Origin of the sequence: Chitinophaga sancti, assembly GCF_034424315.1 — a bacterium.
GTDB lineage: Bacteria > Bacteroidota > Bacteroidia > Chitinophagales > Chitinophagaceae > Chitinophaga > Chitinophaga sancti.
Window position 1 is genome coordinate 1,293,093 of the sequence record NZ_CP139972.1, and the last position, 20,143, is coordinate 1,313,235.

A 20,143-nucleotide genomic window follows, 5' to 3' on the forward strand; every position below is an offset into this window, starting at 1 on the left:
CTATCAAGTAAAATAGAATGACCGGGTTCACCTGTTTGGCTGATTGTAGACTGAATTTTCCAGGTTTAAAGGTGATGGCTTCAGATTGCCTTTTATTGATTAGTTAAAATATGTTCATTTTTGGATTTCACCTTTGCAGCCGCTCATTATCTACCAAATTTTGCAATCATTCCCGCTACTCCTTCAATGCCGTTCAAATTCCACGAGCAACCTCACACCTTTGCCTCCTCCACTCATCATCTGCCAAATTCCACAATAACTCCTGCTGCTCCGCCAATGCCGTTCAAATTCTACGATCAACCTCACACCTTTGCATCCACTCATCATCTACCAAATCCCACGATCATTCCCGCTCCTCCTTCAATGCCATTCAAATTCCACGATCAACCTCACACCTTTGCCTCCTTCACTCATTATCTGCCAAATCCCGCAATCACTTCCGCTCCTACTTCAATGCCATTCAAATCCCACAATCAACCTCACACCTTTGCCTCCTTCACTCATTATCTGCCAAATTCCACAATCACCCTACCCGCAACATATCTATCTTATACTTCCCCCTGCTCCTCCACCTCTACCGGCTTCACATCATGCGATATATCCAACTGCTCCAGATCCCGGTCCGCCGGCGTATTCAACACCTTACCATCTGCATCAAACCTCGCCCCATGACAAGGACAATCCCAGGACCGCTCCGCGCTATTCCATCCCACCTCACACTTCATATGTGTACACACCGGGTTTACCGCATGCAGCATCCCTTCTTCATCCTTAAACATAGCCACCCGATGCCCTTCATAATTCACTACCTGCGCCTCTCCCGGTGCCAATTCCGCCAACTCCGTCAGCTTATGTGCAGGAAGCAATTTTCCGAAAAACAACTTCACCACATCCGCATTATGGGTCACAAAATTTGTGAATCCAGCCACTGGTTTTATCCGGCTCGGATCAAATAATTTCTCCGTAGCCCGATGCTTACCCATGATGATATTCCGGATCAGCATCGCTGCTACCCCACTATACACCATACCATTGCCACCAAATCCTGTAGCTACATACACATTATCCGGCTGTCCGGGCAGATTCCCGATATAAGGCAATCCATCCGCAGATTCATAAAACTGCGAAGACCATTTATAGTCCACCGATTTCACGTTGAAATGCTCACGCACAAAAGCTTCCAGGTTACGGAAACATTGTTCTGTATTTTCCTGGTGCCCCGTTTGATGATCCTCCCCACCTGCTATCAAATATTTCTTCCCATTCACGTCCTGGGTCCTGAAATAATGATAAGGTTCATGCATATCATAGATCAGTGAAGCTGGATACGCATTATCCGCCAATCTCACGGCCAGCGCATAACTCCGGTAAGGGATACAACGCAGGTGTACCAGGTTAATACCCGGTGGTACATGTGTTGCATACACGATATTCATTCCGGTAAACTCACCAAGGGAAGTCGCTACTTTAATATGCGTGGTATTATGAATCTGCATCACCCTGCAATGCTGCACAATTACACCACCAGCCTGTTCAAATGCGCGGGCTAGTCCATAGATATAAGCCAGCGGATTCAATCTGGCCTGGTCTGTGATTTTGTACGCCTTTGTAAATTGAAAAGGCACAGGCAGCTGATCCTGCATTGTAATGTTAATGCCTTGTTCCCGTGCAGACTTTGCAATGCTCTCCAGTGCCTCTGTTTGCTGTTCATCCTGCGCAAATAAATACGCATCTGTATAATCAAAGCCACAGTCTATACTGAAGCGCTCGATGTTCTGTTGTATCAGGCCAATGGCAGCCCCAACGGATTCTCTCACCAGGCCCGCATCTTCCTTACTGAAATTTTTTGTGATCTGATCGTAGGAGGTATCCGGGATCGTGTTCAGGTGGGCAGTTGTGCCACCGGTGGTACCAAAACCAATGTTATTGGCCTCCAGCAACAGGCAGCGCTTACCTGCTTCCTGCAATAAAAGAGCGGTACTAAGGCCGGTGATTCCACCGCCTGCAATGATCACATCGTAGGTGGTGGTATGATCAGCCATTAAGGTGGGTTGAAAAGGCTCTATGTTAGCCTGCCATAAACTGGTAGTGGATGCATCTCTTTGTATCATAGCTTCCGGATTTGATTCTTATAAGAGATACCATAATTTGTGCCGGATGCGATTTTAGGTTTGTGTAAATGGATTTCGGGGTATGATGGCCGCCGTGCTCGGCCCGCCACTGTTCGCCAGGATGTTCCCAATAAAAAACGGTACAATTTTCCACCGGCCTTCTCGCCCACAATATGCCCAATGAAAAATGATCGATTGTTCTACATTCCTCCTGCAAAAATCCTCAATAAAAAAGGTTCCATTCTTCACAGCTCTTCTCGTCCAGTATGCCAACTGAAAAATGATTTATTGTTCCTCCATCTTCCTCATCCAAAATATCACCAATAAAAAATGATCCCATTCTCCACCAGATATTCCCACTAAAAAATGATCCATCGTTCCTCCATTTTCCTCCTCCAAAATAGCCTCAATAAAAAGATCTCATTCTCCACCATCCACTTCCTCCAAGATATTCCAACTAAAAATGATCCATCGTTCCTCCTCCTTCCTCCTCCAAAATAGCCTCAAAAAAAATCTCATTCTCCACCACCATCCTCCTCCAGATATGCCAACTAAAAAAATGATTTATTGTTCCTCCTTCCCCCTCCAAAAATCCTCAATAAAGAGATCTCATTCTCCACCATCCACTTCCTCCAGGATATTCCCTCTGAAAAATGATCCATCGTTCCTCCTCCTTCCTCCTCCAAAAATTCTCAATAAAAAATGATCCTATTCTCCACCATCCTTCTCGTCCAGATATGCCAACTGAAAAATGATTTATTGTTTCTCCACCCTCCTCCTCCAGATATGCCAACTAAAAAATGATCCACCGTTCCTTCATCTTCCTCCTCCAAAAATCCTCAATAAAAAATGATCCCATTCTCCACCACCATCCCCAAACTCCGCCCCAAAAACACACAGCCGCCCTCCCACTCCGTAGATTAAATATTAAGAAAATATAATAATTATATTAATTTTACAAAAAATGTACGAATGCTTAATTTGCATACAATCTGTTTCAACCAATTTTCTGTCCAAACCCCAAAATACAGCTCCCAAAGCTGTAGCTAAAACCAAAAACGCGAGACATGTCTACCACGCCGCTAAAAAAAGTCTTTGCCGACACTACCGGCAAGACCAATCATTATGATGAGTACAAAATCGATCGTACTGGCAATCCTATTGTAATGAACTTATTTCCCGGCACCACCGGGCAATCAGCAGTATCCGATGTGATCATTGACTCCAACAGGATAGGGAATAACATCCAGGGGGCTATTACCAGTTTCCTTCTCGGCACCGGCAATTCCCTGGTGAACAGGTACCTGGAAGTCTATACCATCATCACAGATGTATCGACCGTCACCAACCTAACCAGCCTCGATTTCTCCCTCAGTGGAGGCAGCGCGCCTTACCGCTACAAAATGGAAAGAACCGTGCAGGAACAGGGCGATTCTGCCGCTTATAAGATCACGATTTACTTCACTGATTTCTCTTAATGATTCCCCATGAAACGAATATCTTTTGTTATCGCCATCCTGGCCATGTTATGCCTGGATGTAAAGGCGCAACTGAATGTGGATACCACGATTACCCTGGACCTGTTGAAATCGCCGGTATCGCCGGCCTTCAATATGCTGGGCATTTCCACCAGTGCAATAGAGCGGCCTTCTGACCTGAATAGTTTCCGTCTGTCTGTACAAAATGCAACAAATAACCTGACGGCCATTCCGAATAGTTATGCTTTTGAAATTGCGCCGTTTTTATGGGGTGCAAAAAAGTATACCCTCAAGGATTTTGACAGTAGCCGGCATGCTTTCCTGCAATCCTTTACCATTTCTGCAGGTTTTACTCATATGGGGCCGGATGGGCAGGAAGATGTGGATAGTCTGAAGACGACTAAAGTGGCTTTTGGGCTTAAATTTTCGATTATCAGGCCGAATTGGTCTACTACTACCCGGAAGGCATATTGGGCGCTTATAAAGGCCCAGGAAGAGATCTTACAGGCATACGAGCTGCCGAATATGTATTCCGATTCCCTGCGGATCCTAAAAGACCTGCGGGTAGCCCTGGATAAAGATACGACCCTGACCCACGAAGAGAAAAGAATACGGAGGGCACAACTGGTCGCTGACTTACAGCGGATGCATAACCTGGTGGATTCCGTGCAGCAGGAAGGACTGCCTTCTACGGAACCATACCAGCGGGCAAAAGCGATTGCGGCTGCTTTTCCTACAGAGCGGAAAGGCCCCTTCCTCGATTTCACAACGGGCTTAGTAGCCGATTTTCCGGATAACAGGTTTGACAATAGCCTGATCAATAAAGCCGGTGCCTGGTTAACGGGTGGTTATGAAAACGGGAATAAGGGTATCACCTCCATGTTTATCGTGCGTTATCTATATCATCCCGAGTTGATTTTTGCGGATCCGGCCGGCAAAGTGAGTGCAGATCATGCATCGACCTTAGATGCGGGTGCGCGTTTCTTGCTAAGTACCCTGAATGATAAATTTACGCTGAGTGGAGAAGCCTTGTACCGCAGTGTGATTGGGAGTAGTGTGCTGGATCCTTCGTGGAGACTGGTATTGAGCACCGAATATGAGATTGCGAAAAACCGGAAAGTGACCTTTTCGTTCGGGAGGAATTTTGATGGCGCGATCAGTAAAGGAGGTAACCTGGTGGCAGCGATTAATTTCATAGCAGGGTTTGGAGGGGAAAGGAAGTTAAGGTAGTTTTTTTACAGGAAGGTGGATTTTTAAATATTTTTGTATCTTAGCAATGCGAGCGACAACGATTCCACGAACAATTATTCTATTGAAAACTGCCGTTGATAATCATTATTATCAATGACCAATGTCACAATTCCACCACCTTATTTCAATTACCTTTAAACTGATTTAAAAAATTCACGCTATGAAAAAAAATGTCGGTACAATTGATGGATTGATCCGCGTAATTCTAGCCATCATTACCATCTTCCTGTTTTACAACAAGATACTTACAGACAGTCTTTTCATGATCATAGCAGTTATTCTTCTGCTGACCAGTCTTACCGGCTTTTGCCCTTTGTATTCCCTGCTGGGATTGAAAACAAAGCATGAGGCACCGAAAGAGCCGGCACGGAGCTAATGTACTTGTCATAACAACAATAACGGGGCTGCTATCTTGGAGATGGCAGCCTCTACTTATTTTAGAGCTTGTATTCCATTAACTATCTTTCCTTTATCCTTCTTCATACTGGTTAAAAATGGGTCTGTAAGTGGCTAAAAAGCGGGGGGCGGATTCGGTATATTTTAGGTGGGCGGATTCTATCAACTACATTTCATTTCTTCCCATACTGGTTAAAATGTACCAGCAAGCAGCTAAAAGCGGGTGTCCTATTCGCTATCTATTTTGGGGGGTGTATTTTCCATCAACAACCTTTCCATTCTTTCTTCGTCATACTGGTTAAAATGTGCTAAAAAGCAGCTAAAGCGGGTGCACTATTCGCTATCCTTTTATGGGGGCTATATTTTTCATCAACTACCTTACATTCTTCCTTCTTCATACTGGTTAAAATGAACCTGTAAGTAGCTAAAAGCGGGTGCTCTATTCGCTATCTACTTTAGAGGGCGGATTCTATCAACTACATTTCATTTCTTTCTTCTTCATACTGGTTAAAATGTACCTGCAAGCAGCTAAAAGCGGGTGCTCTATTCGCTATCTACTTTAGAGGGCAGATTCTATCAACTATATTTCATTTCTTCCCATACGGGTTAAAATGGACTAAAAAGCAGGTCTTCTATTCTCTCTCTATTTATGGGGGGTGTATTCTTCATCAACTACCCTTCATTCCCTTCGTCATACTGATTAAAATATACCTGCAAGCGGCTAAAAGCGGATGCCCTATTCGCTATCTATTTATGGGGGGTGTATTCTTCATCAACAACATTTCATTTCTTCCTGCATACTGGTTAAAATGGCCTGTAAGCAGCTAAAAGCGGGTGCCCAATTCGCTATCTATTTATGGGGAGTGTATTCTTCATCAACTACCCTTCATTCCCTTCTTCATACTGATTAAAATGGGCCTGTAAGTAGCTAAAAAGCAGGTCTTCTATTCTCTCTCTATTTATGGGGGGTGTATTCTTCATCAACAACCTTTCCTTCCTTCTTCATACTAATTAAAATATACCTGCAAGCGGCTAAAAGCGGATGCCCTATTCGCTATCTATTTATGGGGGCTATATTTTTCATCAACTACCTTCCTTTCTTCCCATCTTCATACTGGTTAAAATGTGCTTGTAAGCAGCTAAAAAGCGGGTGTCCTATCCCTGAATAATTCAATAAACTTGATCATCAGATTTTTAGTTTTTAAACCCTCAAAAGAACGACAATGAAATGCCTGTCTCTCACAATGGCTGTGGCTTGCCTTGCCCTCAGCTGTAACAAAGAATCAAAGGTCCGACCTGACCGAAACAATGAACTGGCTGTAGCCGCCGCTGCGGGCGATGCTTACACCTGGCCCACGTACTCCCCCACACTCAATTACAATTTCAGAAGTGAGTACCCTTCATTATCAACTCCTGCGAACATCCTGAATGATTGTCCGCAGGTAGTAGGCACCCAATCCTCCAACTGGTTTACATTCCGCTGGGGGCCTAACAAAAATTCCAAAGTGACCAGTGCCGCCATTACGCCCATGCTGGCACGACTGAACAAAGACTTTGCCTACTTCCGCGACACCATGGGCTGGCCGCCGGATCTGCGGGCAAAAAAAGGGTATAAGAGCGCCGTATACCTGTATGGCTCCGGCCTCTGTACTGACAATGCATCGAACACGGATTTAGGTGGCTGGCAGAGCGCCATCTATTACAATGGTACCAGCTGGCCTATGATCCTGGCCTCGTATTACCCCGTGTATGCATTCGATCCCTCGAACACCGCATCGGACGCGGTTTTCCAACAGGGAGCCATGGTACACGAAGGGATCCACGCAGTGCTGGCAGACCTACCCGGCGCCAGGAATGCAGCCTGGTTCCACGAAGGTGGCGACGTATGGTTGCAACAGACAGCCGATGCCAGGAGGTCGAACAATTTCAGTTCACTGGGATTCCTGAATGGCACGGATTTCATTGCTCCGTTCATGCCGATTGAGTGCTACAGCGGCTGGCTGCAGGACGGGAGCTTTGGCGGCCCATCTGCCGAAGGCGTAAATATGTTCAACGGCTCCCAGCAGATCTGCACCTGGCGTACGTTTTTAGGCGGACACCAGTACAGCAGCACCTTCCCAACGTTTGTAGGCAATGTTCTGGGAGATGGAGCAGTACCCTGGATCTGGCGGAATGCAAGCAACCGTATCCTGGATGGTATGGCATCCGGACTTGGTGATACACAGCTGCGCAGACTGATCACGGAGTATAGGGCCAAACAGGCAACGGTCGATTTTGGGAAATGGAAGAATGCCTGCCTGGCCCTGCTGAATGCGAATTTCGGGATGTCGATCGGGGCTGAGTGGCAACCCAGCTGGCTGAACCCGGCAGCCTGGATCGCAACGCCCTACGTAAAGACGACGAATAGCGGGGGTACACTGACGCCGGATACGCTCACTTTACCAGGATGGTCTGGCGCTAACCAGATACCGCTGACGGTGAATGGCAGTACCGTAACGGTGAATTTCCAGCCGATCGGGGCAAATATGACCTGCCAGCTGGTGTATCGCAGTACGACAGGGGTGCCTGTGTATAGCCCTTATGTGAGCAGCGGCAACTGTACACTAAGACTTGATGCGGCCCCGGCAAATGGGGTAGTCATTGCTGTTATAACCAGTACGGACTACACGTACAATGGTGATGCGACCAGAAAGCTGAAGTATAATTACCGTCTGCAACTGGTGAGCGGGGTGAGTGGCGCAGCGGATATCCATACGAAATGGTATAATTCGGCTAGTTTGGGAACGGCGAGAGAAATGCAGGGTGTTGTGGGCGTAGACTGGTCGAAGTATTGTTTCAGAGGAAAGTAAAATGTGCTGAATGTTGCAGTTGCGGAGGTATTGCTTCAGAGGAAAGGAATATGCGCAGTAAGGGTTCTACCCGAAAAAGTATTGTTTCAGAGGGAAGGAAAACGGCTGTAACGATTGCATCTGAAAAGGTATTGCTTCAGAGGAAAGGAAAACGGCTGTAACGATCGCATCTGAAAAAGTATTGCTTCAGAGGAAAGGAATAACGTGCGGAACGATTGCACCTGAAAAAGTACTGCTTAAAAGAAAATACATACGCGCTGCAAAAGCTAATTTCAATTGCACCGAATTAAATGGGGGTTAATTATAGCCCCCATTTTTTATTGAGCAAGAATTATTCCCTATCTTGCATTTAAATCAAGGGGACATGAAGTAGATATTCTGAGAATTGTTAGCACCCAATTTTCCCAATTAATTTTCCGAGCAATATGGAAACCATACTTACCTACCTCATCATAGGCTTTGCGGTGGGCTATTTCGTATATACGCGGCTTTTACCACGGTTTCAAAAAAAGAAAAGACCATTTACGCCCGTATTTCTTAATCCGGATAGCACACTGAATGAAACACAGTATAGGAAGATTGCACTGGGAGCTATTTATAGCGAGATGACCCATGCATTTATCAATACCCTGGCTACAGGGCTTGATAAATCTTATGTGACTGGTACCCTGCTACATAATTACTGGAAACTGAAAAGCACCGGGGAAGCCAGGGCCAAGCTGGAATACCTGCGGGATAAGGGTTTTCGTTACTACCTGCCGGCTATTTACAAGGCTTTGATGGCTAAGACAACAGAAGAACAGGAAGTGATTATGGATGATTATTTTATAGATGAGGAGGATCACGGAAAAGCGTTTGCACAACTGCATAACCTGCTGGATACGATGCCTGAATTGCTGCAGGACGGTATTCTTCAACACGAACAGGATATTCTGAAATACGGGATGATAGGATGGGATTGTGGCCGGCTGGTCTTCCTGGCAAGGCTCTGCTACGAGGCCCGGATTATCACCGCAACAGAAGCCTGGGGTTTTATAGATGCAGCGCATGAACTGGCACGAATTACCTATGAAGATTGGGAATCTTACGCGAAAAGCTATGTACTGGGGCGTGCGATGTGGGGCGGTGTTCACTCCGGGAACCGGGATGTAGCGTCCATTACAAGGTATTTATTGGAACGGCAGGATAGCCCCTGGCGCCAGATGCCCTGGTAGTATCAATAATTATAAATGGCCAATTACGACAATATGCAGAAGAGGCTATTGAAACGCAAGGACAGCGCCAAATGCCCTGATAGTATCAATAATTATAACTGGCCACTTACGACAATATGCAGAAGATGCTATTGGAACGCAAGGGTAGCACCAAATGTCAGATACCCTGGTACTATCAATAATTATAAATGGCCAATTACGACAACATGAAGAAGATGCTATTCGAACGCAAGAACAGCGCCAGATGCCCTGTTAGCATGAATGAATAGCTATAATTGCACCCTTTAAACAACAACAACAACAACAACATGAAGAAGATCTTTAGATTTTACAAAACCGATGCCGGCAAGTGGTATATAGATTTACCTGAATGGACGGATGGCATTGAAGCCCTGCAGATGGTAGAGGGAGCTGATACCATGCTCGATACAGTGAGCAATCATACGAATGAATGTTATCTTGAACTGAGTGATACCCCTTTTGAAGAAGCGGATGTATTGAATCTGATAGAAAGCTTGCAGGATAGTATCAGCGGCGGGATTTATACGATGCCGCATTATAAGGGTACAGAGATTAATCACCAGATGTGGCTCTGCGGCGTGACGGAGTTTGTGTTTAATGGATTGCCACCAAAGATCTATGTAGGGTATCCGGATTGCAGTATCGATGCCAGCTGATTGCAGCACCGATGCCAGCTGTGAAGGAAAATAATTTTGCTGCTACAACAAGCATCCCTTTAACCTATTCACCCAGGCACTCTTTAATGTAAAATTATCCAAAAATATCCTGCCAGAAATTTACATAAGTGGTAATGACCGTCATCATGGAAACAATTCATCATCATAGTACAGCTCCCCCCTAAAAGATAGTTTTGTATCAAATAAACTCCATATGAGAAACGCCGTCAAACTCTTCCACATTAAGGGTATCCCGGTGGGGGTACACTGGATCTTCCTGCTGGTTAGCTGCTGGATACTATTTGTTCCGATCATTTCACGTGGCGACTCTCAAAGTATAGGCTGGACCGCCATGGGCGTGCTGTCTATCTGGGCTTGTGTGATGCTGCATGAACTGGGCCATACCATCGCCAGTATGCACGCTGGTATACCGGTCAAAAATATACGCCTGCTGCCTACCGGTGGCCTGCCTACTATCGCAATGCAACCTGAAAAAATGAGTCATCAGTTACTGATCACTTTTGCAGGTCCTGCCGTCAATTTGGTCATTGCCCTGCTGTTACTGCCCTTCCTGGATGAGTATATTCCATTCTGGGATACGCATCAGCTGGTCTTCAATATCACACCCAATAACTACCTGATATTTCTACACAATATCAACGTAATGCTCGTGGTGTTTAACCTGCTTCCCGCCTTTCCAATGGATATGGAAAGACTCCTTCCTCCACAGGCTTCCCTGATGGGTACCCGCATCCTGGGCGTGCTGTTCTTTATCGGTGGCACTGTGACACTGAACCGCTGGCTGGTATTCTTTGGATTGTACCTGCTGCTGATGGGCGCTACTGAAAAAAGACTGGTGCTGAAACCAACTGTTAAGAATGTGTGTCTGGGTGACATTGTAAATACTGACTTCAAAACAGTGAATGCCGGGTTTACCATGGAAGAAGCCAATGCATACCTGCTGGGCGATCGTCACCGCTCTTATGTGGTACTGAACAACCAGTCTCCTATCGGTATCATTGACAGCCAGGTGATCCATTTCTCACAGGCCCCCGGCTATTACAGGAGAAAAGTATATACGATGATGGACAAGGATGTGAAACTGATGAATGGGAATATGACCATTTTCGACTGCTGGGATGAGTTGCCCGAAGAACACCTGGCACAGGTACCAGTGGTGAAAGATGGACGTTTATTGGGAGTGGTGAGCAGGGAAACGGTGAAGGATTTCTTATCAGATAATGAGAATGCAGTAAGCTTTGGTTAATAAATAGGACAATTGTTATGTGAATTTATCCAACTTGAAAGTTGACAGCAAAATATAAAACACACAGCGATCAAAAAAAACAAAAGGTAAAAACAACGGACAATAAATAGGAACGCTGTCAACTTTGGATAAAAGAAAGGAGCGGTTGCTGTATGGCAACCGCTCTTCATTTTTATACATTTTACAAGCCATCCAGGCTTAAAAGTTACAAGGTTCCTATTGTGCAATTCTATGCAAATAATACCGTGCGCAGGTACTTTGCACTTTCCGTAATACTTTCATACGGATCGATGGAGAAATTCTCCTGCTCTACTATATAATACTTAATCCCCGCTGTTTTCGCCTGCGCAAAAATCGCTTTGAAATTAATACTTCCTTTACCCACTTCTGTATTCAGTTCAGGATTGGCCTTGTCCATATCTTTCACATGCACCATGGTAAAACGACCCGGGTACTTCTTAATCCACGCCAGCGGATCCTGGCCGGAACGTACTACCCAGTAAATGTCCATTTCAAAATGCACCTGTGAAGGGTTCGTGCCTTTCAGCAGTTCTTCGTACAGCATTACGCCATCTACTGTCTTAAATTCAAAGTCATGGTTATGGTACGCGAGTTTCAAACCATGTTTCTTCGCCTTGCCGGCCAGTTTATTCAGTTCTGCCACTATATTTTTGATGTCAGCAGCGGTTTTACGCTTCTTTTCATCGATATAAGCCATGGTCAGGTACTCTTGTCCGAGAATTTTTGCCGCTTCGATAGAAGCGTCCTGGTCGGCTTCGGTTTCCAGGGCGTAATGGCCGCTTGGGCTGGTCAGACCGTGTTTGGTGAGCAGGGCCTTGAATTCCTGTGCACTGAGCCCCCAGAAGCCATTCTTTTTGCTATAGCCGTAGGTTTCAACTTGTTTGTAGCCCGCGGCAGCTACTTTGGCAATCACGCCTTTTACATCTTTAGGGAGTTCTTCACGAAGGGAATAGAGCTGTAATCCTGCTTTGGCATTGATCTTACCAGCAGCCAGTACACTTTTCGACGAGAGGCCAAACGCCAGTCCGGCGCCGAGCAGACCTGCCTGGGCAAGGAAAGTTCTTCTTGTGGTCATAATAGTTTATGTGTTTTAGCTCAAAATGATAAATTAGTTTCCGGGAGAAACAAATTAAGACGATAATGTGAATTTTGCAAACAATGGATTGATCCTTGCAAATACACAGCCCCTATTTCTTCTCAATTTTGCAGCTATAAACAAGCAATAATTATGCAAATTAATGGAAACACCATCCTGATTACAGGAGGCACTTCGGGTATCGGACTGGCTTTTGCGGAAGAATTCATGAAACATGGGAATACCGTTATCATTACAGGCAGAAGACAGGATCGGCTGGACGCCATCCAGGCGCGCATACCGGGTATTGTGGTGAAAAACTCTGATATCGCTGATGCAGCACAGCGGGAAGAACTGGTGAACTGGGTGTATAGCAATTATCCATCCACCAATGTATTGATCAATAATGCAGGAGTACAACTGGCCATGGACCTGTCTCAACCGGTAGATCCTGCAAGGGTGTATGCAGAAATAAATACGAACCTGGTAGGTCCTATTCACCTGGGTTCACTGTTTGCGCCTCATTTAGCGGGTCTGCAAAACCCGGTTATTATCAATGTAACCTCTGGCCTGGCCTGGATCCCGGCTGCTTTCATGCCAGTGTATTGTGCTACCAAGGCTGCTATGCATTCATTTACCCTGTCTCAGCGCTGGCAGTTGCGCAATACAAATATCCAGGTAATTGAGATAGCGCCCCCCTCTGTGGATACAGAACTTGGGCATGACCGAAGGGAAGATAAGACGCAGTCACACGGCGGTATTCCTATTGCTGAATTTATTAAGGAAGCGATGGCGGCGCTGATCAATGGTGAACTGGAAGCGCCGATCGGGGATGCGAAAAATTTGAGAGCAAAGGGGGAAACGATCTTTGAAGCGTTTAATAGCAGGTTTTAAAACAGGTTTCTGATAATGTTGGTGCGGTTAATAAAACTATGTACGCGCGCTCTTAAACCACTATAATTTTTAACAGCAGGTACTAATACATTGCTGTCAAAAGTTGACACTATCAGATAGTGCGGTTAATAAAACTATGTACGCGCGCGCTTAAACCACTATCATTTTTAACAGCAGGTACTAATACCCTGCTGTTAAAAATTGCGCTATCTCCGCCAGGGTCTCCGGCGTATCGATATTTGTTAGCGGCCATACATGCTGCTTCCCTTCGTACACCACTAACCTGGATTGAGGGATTCGTGCATGAAAGGTCCGGCTATCATCTAGCAGGATCTCCTGCCCTCCTGCCAGGATCAATACCGGCGGAAACGCATCAAAGCGCAAACTATCCGGACTTACACCGGCATACGCTTTCGCCGCATCATGCAAATATTCCGTAGCAATCACATCCTTCCCTGCATTGACCTCGTGCGAAGGCAGGTCACTTTCCAGGCGGATCCAGGGAGATAACAATACGACCGCCTTTGGTGCCTTTTCCACCGCAGCAATGACAGACAAGATCAAACCACCACCTGCACTGTCTCCCATCATTTCCACGTCCACATCATTCAGCGTAGCATATACTTTCAATACATCATTTAATCCCGCCGGATAAGGGTTTTCAGGTGCCAGTGCATAATCAATAAACAATACTTTTCGCTTTGCCGCCTTTGCAAAATGCGATACCATCGGGCCATGTGAGGTAATGGAACCTACTGCAAATGCACCCCCGTGTAAGTATACCAGCAATTTGCCTGCCGCTGCCTCAGCCGGTTCAATCCAATACACAGGTACATCACTGATTGTACCAGGTGTAATAGTGACACCTGCCGCTGCGGGGTAACTGGTTCCAAGGCTATCAAAGAACTCCCTGTGCGTCTTTATATCTTCCATTGTGCGAATAATTTTTTCCAAAAGTATCCCCACTGGTATACATTTGCAAGAGGTTAGCAGAAACTGCCTTACTACGAAAAACTATAGTAATACTGAAAATGAACGCAAACAAAATAAAAGAAAGAGAAAAAATTTCCTGCCCGGTGGAGTATGCAGTCTCGGTGCTGAGCGGAAAATGGAAATTGAGGATCCTGCATGCTATTATTAAACAAAGCCCGAAGCGGTTTAAGGAACTGGAAAGGGAGATCAGTGGAATCACCCCCACCATGCTCACTGCACAACTGCGCGAACTGGAAAGAGATGGTATTATTGAAAGGGAAATCTTTGCAACGGTGCCGCCGACGGTTGAATACCGGCTTACGGAGTTTGGGAAGACCACCGCACCCATGATGCACGAAATTAAAAACTGGGGGCTAAAGTTGCAGGCACTTAATGCAGTATTGAAATCTAATGGAAAGAGCACCGCATGAAATTAACAACTGGCCCCTAAGGTTGCAGGCACTCGCCGCAGGTATTGAAATCTAATGGAAAGAGCACTGCATGAAATTAAAAACTGGCCCCTAAAATTGCAGGCACTCAACGCAGGTATTGAAATCTAAAACGTCCTGTACGTATCTATTTTTCAGCAGCTAATCCGATAGTAACAGCTATCATCAGGCGATCGCTACCCCCCGCTAAAAACTTAAACAAGTCATTATCTTTTCCTACATAATCAAGCAGCACTTGCTGCCGCATCCTTCCCCACTCTCAGCCCGGCACAGCACAAATGAATTCACCGCCCCTTAATCCCCCCGTAAGCCCCGGGTTGACCAAGATTGTCACCCACGATGACCTGGTCCTCTTTAGGCCCTCTATTTGGGCAGTAAGGGCCATTCATTTACATCCTGCAATCTTTAAACGCGATAACTATAAAAACGGAAATAGTGGGAATATAAACGCGATTCAAAACCGTCATTTATTATCCCACTATTACTAGAGTTATTGCAAAAAATCAACTAGCCTTTGTTTACGAGGCGCTTCAGCAGTACGGAGAATACCAGCGCAACCACCAGCAACACGCTAAAGCAATACAATGTACCATTATAGCTGCTACTTGCACTTCTGGCTATCGCTGCGAACAGTGGACCCGCCATACCGGCAGCTGCCCATGCAGTCAGCATATAACCTACGATAGCACCCAGTTCTTTTGTACCAAACAGGTCACTGACATAAGCAGTGGTGGTAGAAAATCCGGCACCGTAGCAGGATACGATCACGAAGATCATCAGCTGGAATAAAATTGGATTGTGTACACTAGGTAATATCAGGAATGAAGCAATAGCAATGCAGAGGAAGGTGATAAAAGTCTTAGGTCTGCCCAGCCAGTCAGAAGCTGCTGACCAGCCAATACGACCGCCACCGTTAAAGATCCCCATCAGGCCAACCATTGCCGCAGCTGCTTCTGCAGAGAGGCCCGCAGATTCCTGTGCCATTGGAGAAGCAGCAGAAATGATAGCGATACCACAGCTGATATTGAGGAAGAACATTACCCAGAGATACCAGAATTTCTTGGTACGGATCGCTTCTTTTGCAGTCATACCAGTAATTTCTTTTGTCTTGGCAGGTCCGCCATATCCTTCTGGAGGAGGTGCGATATAAGAAGAAGCAGCCAGGATCACTACAAAGTAGCTGCCGCCCATGATAAAGAATGTAACGGGAATACTGGTGTGATCGATCAGGTACACGATCAGTGGACTACTGATCAGTGCAGCAAAACCGAAGCCCATGATTGCCAGGCCGGTTGCCAGGCCTTTCTTGTCAGGGAACCATTTTACTAGTGAGGTAATAGGCGTGATATAGCCCAGCCCAAGGCCGATACCACCTATCATACCATAAGACAGGTACAGCCCCCACAGTGAGTGTGCATATACTGCCAACCCTGAGCCGGCGATGCCTGCTCCGAAGAAAAGCGCCGCAAGTCGCCCGGATTTTTTAGGGCCTAGCTTTTCAACATAACTGCCCAGAAAGGCAGCAGACATACCGAGGAAAAAAATAGCCAGGCTAAATGTAAACTGTGTCTCTTTCAGTCCCCATCCCAGTTGTGCTATTAATGGTTTTGTGTACACGCTCCAGGCATACACAGAGCCGATGGAGAGATGGATCCCAACTGCGGAGGCTGCGATGAGCCACCTGTTCTTAAGTTTGTTCATGGTTGTGATGAATTATGCATATATTTTCAACTGTTCAGCAATCAGCTCTCCCATATTCCGGCACCTGTTAAATACATCGTTTTGATGAAAAGTGGCCAGTTCCCCGGCCAGTTGGTCTACCTTCCTTTGTGGAGAGATCTGATCGTCTTTCATACAGGCCAGCAGATCATCCAGTCTGTAACGCACCAGGCGGATACGGTTATTGATTAAGCTCCGCTCCTCTTCCTGGTACTGCCGCATGGTCCGGCTGTCCATATGTTTAATACCAAGGCTTACCAGTTGGTTGTTGTCCTTAAAGAAGTGTGGCAGGTAAAACTGTCTTCTGCCTTCATAGGATTGCTGGTCGAAGTCGATGGCACGGATCCGGTATTGGTTTCCTTCTATATCAGGTGTGATATGTACTACGTAGTTATAAGCGCGCATATCGCCCAGCAGGCGGATAAAGCAGCGTTCGTTGAACTTCACAAATTCTTTACAGATCCTGATCTGGTTGAATTTGGAGGTGTTCAGGCGGTTTTTGATGAACACGTCTCCCGGAAGACCGGAGATGTGTTCTTCTACCAGGGTTTCACCATCTGTAAGATAGGCGATCCTGTTAGGTGATAATATATGCTCGAGTTCCAGCCCGTACACGCGGGAGGCATCAGATACTTTTACGTAGAAGTAATCGTAGTTATCATTCAGCGTGTTCAGGATGCGGATGCGGAAGGGTTTGGAATTACCAAAGGTGCAGTAGTCGATCTGGGATACCTGTAAGTGCTCAGTAAAAGCAGTATCGCCAGAGGTATTCATAATGGCGTAGATGAGGGTGAGCGCAGGGAACAAGGTTTCCATATGCGCAGGATCGTAATATACCGTTTCCCAAAGCGTGTCTTTACCATCTTTGTCCAGCAGTGGAATGCTCACATGAAAGCGGAGCAGGTCACTGTAATTCACGAGTACTTTCAGATCGCGGTTGTACTTACGCAGGTATTCCATCAGAGGTGCCCGGACGGGATATACCAGTTTCTTACGGGATTGAACGTCCATCATACAATTTGAATAAAAAAATGTAGCTGGCCGGGTCAGCAGCCAGCTACAAATGTATAGCAGATTAAGCTCCCTGAGGTGCTTTGATCTTTGCACTTGGGGTCTCAGCTTTCTGAGGACCTTCAAATGCCTTGATATAAAGCTGTTTCATTTCGCTGATCAGTGGGTAGCGGGGATTAGCCGGAGTACATTGGTCATCGAATGCTTGTTCAGACATTGTATCGAGAGATGCATAGAATTTGCTTTCCTGTACGCCGAATTCCTTAATGCTCTTAGGAATAGCAACCTGAGCTTTCAGTTTTTCGATCGCTTCGCACAGCAGTTCTACTTTTTCTGCATCGTTCTTACCACCCAGTTGCAGGTAGTCAGCGATACGTGCATATCTCCAACGTGCATTAGGATATTTATACTGAGGGAAAGCAGCCTGCTTGCGAGGGTTTTCAACAGCATTGAAGCGGATCACTTCAGTGATGAGCATACCGTTCGCTACACCGTGAGGCACGTGGTGGGTAGCACCCAGTTTGTGTGCCAGGGAGTGACAGATACCGAGGAACGCGTTGGCGAAAGCCATACCAGCGATGGTAGAAGCGTGTGCCATTTTTTCTCTTGCTTTCACGTTGGTCTTACCTTCGTTGTAAGCAGCAGGCAGGTATTTGAAGATCAGGCGGATAGCTTCGAGTGCCAGGCCATTGGTGTATTCACTTGCCAGAACGGAAACATAAGATTCCAGTGCGTGGGTCAGTGCATCGATACCGGAAGCAGATGTCAGGCCCTTAGGCATGTTCATCATCAGTTCAGCATCAACGATCGCCATGTCAGGAGTCAGTTCGTAGTCAGCCAGCGGATACTTGATACCAGTGTTTTCGTCAGTGATTACCGCGAATGGAGTCACTTCAGAACCTGTACCTGCGGAAGTAGGGATAGCGATGAAGCTGGACTTGATACCCATTTTAGGGAAGTGATAAACACGTTTGCGGATATCCATGAAACGCATTGCCAGGTCTTCGAATTTTTCTTCCGGATGTTCGTACAGTACCCACATGATCTTAGCAGCATCCATTGGAGAACCACCACCTAAAGCGATTACGGTATCAGGCTGGAAGCTAGCCATTTCTGCAGCACCTTTTCTTGCACAGATCAGGGTTGGATCAGGTTCCACATCGAAGAATACGGTGTGAGCAATACCCAGTTCATCCAGGATCTTGGTTACTTTTTCAGCATAGCCCAGGCCATAGAGTACTTTATCTGTTACAACGAATACTCTCTTCTTGCCTTCGTCTTTCAGTTCTCTCAGAGCAACTGGCAGACAGCCATATTTGAAGTATACTTTTTCAGGTACTTTGAACCACAACATATTTTCTCTTCTTGCAGCTACGCTCTTAATGTTAAGCAAATGTTTTACACCAACGTTTTCTGAAACAGAGTTACCACCCCATGAACCACAACCAAGGGTCAGAGAAGGAGATAATTTGAAGTTGAAGATGTCACCGATAGCACCTTGTGAAGAAGGCATATTGATGATGGTACGGCCGGTTTTCATAGCAGCACCGAATCTGTTCACCCTGTCCTGTGAAATGGTAGGATCGGTATACAGCACGGAAGTGTGTCCGAAACCACCCAGTTTAACGAGGCGTGTAGCTTTTGTCAGGGCTTCGTCGAAATCTTTTGCTTTGTACATTGCCAGTACGGTAGACAGCTTTTCATGGCTGAATGGTTCGTCCAGTTCTACAGAAGAAACTTCACCGATCAGGATCTTTGTTTCTTCAGGAACAGTGATACCTGCCAGGGCAGCGATCTTAACAGCAGCCTGACCTACGATATTAGCGTTGAGTACACCATTGATGAGCAGTAACTGGCCAACTTTGCTGGTTTCAGCTTTGCTCAGGATGTAAGCACCGCGGTCGATGAATTCTCTTTTTACTTCTTCATATACTTTTTCAACAACGATCACGCTCTGTTCGGATGCGCAGATCATACCATTGTCAAAAGTTTTGGAGAGCAGGATAGAGTTTACAGCCATTTTCAGGTGAGCAGTCTCATCGATGATAGCAGGTGTGTTACCAGCACCTACACCGATCGCAGGTTTACCTGAAGAGTAAGCTGCTTTCACCATGCCGGGGCCACCGGTTGCCAGGATCAGATCAGCTTCAGCCATCACCATCTGGGAAGATTGAACAGAAGGTTCTTCGATCCAGCCGATGATATCTTTAGGAGCACCCGCTTTAACAGCTGCATCCAGAATGATCTTCGCCGCAGCTATTGTGGAATTTTTAGCTCTTGGGTGTGGTGAGAAAATAATACCATTACGGGTTTTGAGTGCAATCAGTGCTTTAAAGATCGCGGTGGAAGTTGGGTTAGTAGTAGGAACTACAGCCGCAATCACACCGATTGGCTCAGCGATTTTAGTGATACCAAATGCTTCATCAGTTTCGATAACGCCACAAGTCTTTTCATCTTTGTACTGATTGTAGATATACTCAGATGCGAAATGGTTCTTTATCACTTTATCTTCCACCAGGCCCATGCCGGTTTCTTCTACCGCCATTTTGGCGAGCGCGATACGGGCATTATTAGCCGCTATAGCAGATTGGCGAAAGATCTCATCAACCTGTTCCTGGGTAAAGGTGGAAAACTGTACTTGCGCTTTCCGTATTCTTTCAATCTTGTCGATTAAATTTTTTGAATTAGGTTCCATGTTAGAGGAGTTGATATTGATAAATAATTCCTTAACAAAGGTGGGTAGAAGTAGAATTATAACC

At 45.9% G+C, this 20,143-nt stretch carries 15 protein-coding genes; 9 read left to right on the forward strand and 6 right to left on the reverse strand.

The features are described from left to right. Positions 1 to 548 precede the first annotated feature (548 nt). Entirely contained in the window at positions 549 to 2,111 is a 1,563-nt protein-coding gene (locus U0033_RS04675; RefSeq protein WP_072363744.1) for an FAD-dependent oxidoreductase, read from the reverse strand. A 1,067-nt stretch (positions 2,112 to 3,178) separates the two neighbouring features. Here U0033_RS04675 and U0033_RS04680 point away from each other — a divergent pair. The 7 genes from U0033_RS04680 (at position 3,179) to U0033_RS04710 (ending at position 11,243) form a co-directional block, all read left to right on the forward strand. Next, on the forward strand, positions 3,179 to 3,589 hold the full coding sequence (locus U0033_RS04680; protein WP_143150842.1) for a hypothetical protein: 411 nt from the start codon (positions 3,179 to 3,181) through the stop codon (positions 3,587 to 3,589). A 9-nt stretch (positions 3,590 to 3,598) separates the two neighbouring features. Then, on the forward strand, positions 3,599 to 4,819 hold the full coding sequence (locus U0033_RS04685) for a hypothetical protein (protein WP_072363741.1): 1,221 nt from the start codon (positions 3,599 to 3,601) through the stop codon (positions 4,817 to 4,819). A gap of 181 nt (positions 4,820 to 5,000) precedes the next feature. After that, positions 5,001 to 5,216, forward strand: coding sequence for a YgaP family membrane protein (locus U0033_RS04690; RefSeq protein ID WP_072363740.1), 216 nt, complete (start codon positions 5,001 to 5,003; stop codon positions 5,214 to 5,216). 1,243 nt (positions 5,217 to 6,459) lie between these two features. Further along, entirely contained in the window at positions 6,460 to 8,085 is a 1,626-nt protein-coding gene (locus U0033_RS04695) for a hypothetical protein (protein ID WP_072363739.1), read from the forward strand. A gap of 425 nt (positions 8,086 to 8,510) precedes the next feature. Continuing rightward, positions 8,511 to 9,299 carry a DUF1266 domain-containing protein gene (locus tag U0033_RS04700; RefSeq protein ID WP_072363738.1) on the forward strand — a complete coding sequence of 263 codons (789 nt, stop codon included), beginning with the start codon at positions 8,511 to 8,513 and terminating at the stop codon, positions 9,297 to 9,299. 308 nt (positions 9,300 to 9,607) lie between these two features. Further along, positions 9,608 to 9,976: a DUF6717 family protein gene (locus U0033_RS04705; protein ID WP_072363737.1), complete on the forward strand. Its 369-nt coding sequence runs from the start codon at positions 9,608 to 9,610 to the stop codon at positions 9,974 to 9,976. Between the two features lie 214 nt (positions 9,977 to 10,190). Further along, positions 10,191 to 11,243 carry a site-2 protease family protein gene (locus U0033_RS04710; RefSeq protein WP_072363736.1) on the forward strand — a complete coding sequence of 351 codons (1,053 nt, stop codon included), beginning with the start codon at positions 10,191 to 10,193 and terminating at the stop codon, positions 11,241 to 11,243. Between the two features lie 229 nt (positions 11,244 to 11,472). Here the strand turns inward: U0033_RS04710 and U0033_RS04715 are convergent, their stop codons facing one another. After that, a complete protein-coding gene (locus U0033_RS04715) occupies positions 11,473 to 12,339 on the reverse strand; it encodes a sugar phosphate isomerase/epimerase family protein (RefSeq protein WP_072363735.1) in 867 nt (288 codons plus the stop codon). A 153-nt stretch (positions 12,340 to 12,492) separates the two neighbouring features. On the opposite strand from U0033_RS04715, the gene U0033_RS04720 reads away from it, so the two are divergent. Then, on the forward strand, positions 12,493 to 13,233 hold the full coding sequence (locus tag U0033_RS04720; protein ID WP_072363734.1) for an SDR family oxidoreductase: 741 nt from the start codon (positions 12,493 to 12,495) through the stop codon (positions 13,231 to 13,233). A 180-nt stretch (positions 13,234 to 13,413) separates the two neighbouring features. On the opposite strand, the gene U0033_RS04725 is transcribed toward U0033_RS04720, so the two are convergent. Next, entirely contained in the window at positions 13,414 to 14,166 is a 753-nt protein-coding gene (locus U0033_RS04725) for an alpha/beta hydrolase fold domain-containing protein (protein WP_072363733.1), read from the reverse strand. Positions 14,167 to 14,264: 98 nt separating this feature from the next. On the opposite strand from U0033_RS04725, the gene U0033_RS04730 reads away from it, so the two are divergent. After that, entirely contained in the window at positions 14,265 to 14,636 is a 372-nt protein-coding gene (locus tag U0033_RS04730) for a winged helix-turn-helix transcriptional regulator (RefSeq protein WP_072363732.1), read from the forward strand. A 525-nt stretch (positions 14,637 to 15,161) separates the two neighbouring features. Here the strand turns inward: U0033_RS04730 and U0033_RS04735 are convergent. The 3 genes from U0033_RS04735 to adhE all read right to left on the reverse strand — a co-directional run bounded on the left by U0033_RS04735 (position 15,162) and on the right by adhE (position 20,079). Next, a complete protein-coding gene (locus U0033_RS04735) occupies positions 15,162 to 16,355 on the reverse strand; it encodes an L-lactate MFS transporter (protein ID WP_072363731.1) in 1,194 nt (397 codons plus the stop codon). Between the two features lie 12 nt (positions 16,356 to 16,367). Next, complete coding sequence (locus U0033_RS04740) at positions 16,368 to 17,387, reverse strand: hypothetical protein (RefSeq protein ID WP_245801833.1); 1,020 nt, start codon at positions 17,385 to 17,387, stop codon at positions 16,368 to 16,370. 61 nt (positions 17,388 to 17,448) lie between these two features. Further along, positions 17,449 to 20,079 (reverse strand): bifunctional acetaldehyde-CoA/alcohol dehydrogenase, encoded by a 2,631-nt coding sequence (adhE, locus tag U0033_RS04745; RefSeq protein ID WP_072363730.1) that lies wholly within the window; start codon positions 20,077 to 20,079, stop codon positions 17,449 to 17,451. Between the last annotated feature and the right edge of the window lie 64 nt (positions 20,080 to 20,143).

What these genes read in the sequence shown, in the direction of transcription:
- U0033_RS04730 (WP_072363732.1), top strand. Translation starts at nt 14,265, where the DNA reads ATGAACGCAAACAAAATAAAAGAAAGAGAAAAAATTTCCTGCCCGGTG.
- U0033_RS04680 (WP_143150842.1), top strand. Translation starts at nt 3,179, where the DNA reads ATGTCTACCACGCCGCTAAAAAAAGTCTTTGCCGACACTACCGGCAAG.
- adhE (WP_072363730.1), bottom strand. Translation starts at nt 20,079, where the DNA reads ATGGAACCTAATTCAAAAAATTTAATCGACAAGATTGAAAGAATACGG.
- U0033_RS04720 (WP_072363734.1), top strand. Translation starts at nt 12,493, where the DNA reads ATGCAAATTAATGGAAACACCATCCTGATTACAGGAGGCACTTCGGGT.
- U0033_RS04685 (WP_072363741.1), top strand. Translation starts at nt 3,599, where the DNA reads ATGAAACGAATATCTTTTGTTATCGCCATCCTGGCCATGTTATGCCTG.
- U0033_RS04700 (WP_072363738.1), top strand. Translation starts at nt 8,511, where the DNA reads ATGGAAACCATACTTACCTACCTCATCATAGGCTTTGCGGTGGGCTAT.
- U0033_RS04690 (WP_072363740.1), top strand. Translation starts at nt 5,001, where the DNA reads ATGAAAAAAAATGTCGGTACAATTGATGGATTGATCCGCGTAATTCTA.
- U0033_RS04740 (WP_245801833.1), bottom strand. Translation starts at nt 17,387, where the DNA reads ATGATGGACGTTCAATCCCGTAAGAAACTGGTATATCCCGTCCGGGCA.
- U0033_RS04695 (WP_072363739.1), top strand. Translation starts at nt 6,460, where the DNA reads ATGAAATGCCTGTCTCTCACAATGGCTGTGGCTTGCCTTGCCCTCAGC.
- U0033_RS04675 (WP_072363744.1), bottom strand. Translation starts at nt 2,111, where the DNA reads ATGATACAAAGAGATGCATCCACTACCAGTTTATGGCAGGCTAACATA.
- U0033_RS04710 (WP_072363736.1), top strand. Translation starts at nt 10,191, where the DNA reads ATGAGAAACGCCGTCAAACTCTTCCACATTAAGGGTATCCCGGTGGGG.
- U0033_RS04735 (WP_072363731.1), bottom strand. Translation starts at nt 16,355, where the DNA reads ATGAACAAACTTAAGAACAGGTGGCTCATCGCAGCCTCCGCAGTTGGG.
- U0033_RS04715 (WP_072363735.1), bottom strand. Translation starts at nt 12,339, where the DNA reads ATGACCACAAGAAGAACTTTCCTTGCCCAGGCAGGTCTGCTCGGCGCC.
- U0033_RS04725 (WP_072363733.1), bottom strand. Translation starts at nt 14,166, where the DNA reads ATGGAAGATATAAAGACGCACAGGGAGTTCTTTGATAGCCTTGGAACC.
- U0033_RS04705 (WP_072363737.1), top strand. Translation starts at nt 9,608, where the DNA reads ATGAAGAAGATCTTTAGATTTTACAAAACCGATGCCGGCAAGTGGTAT.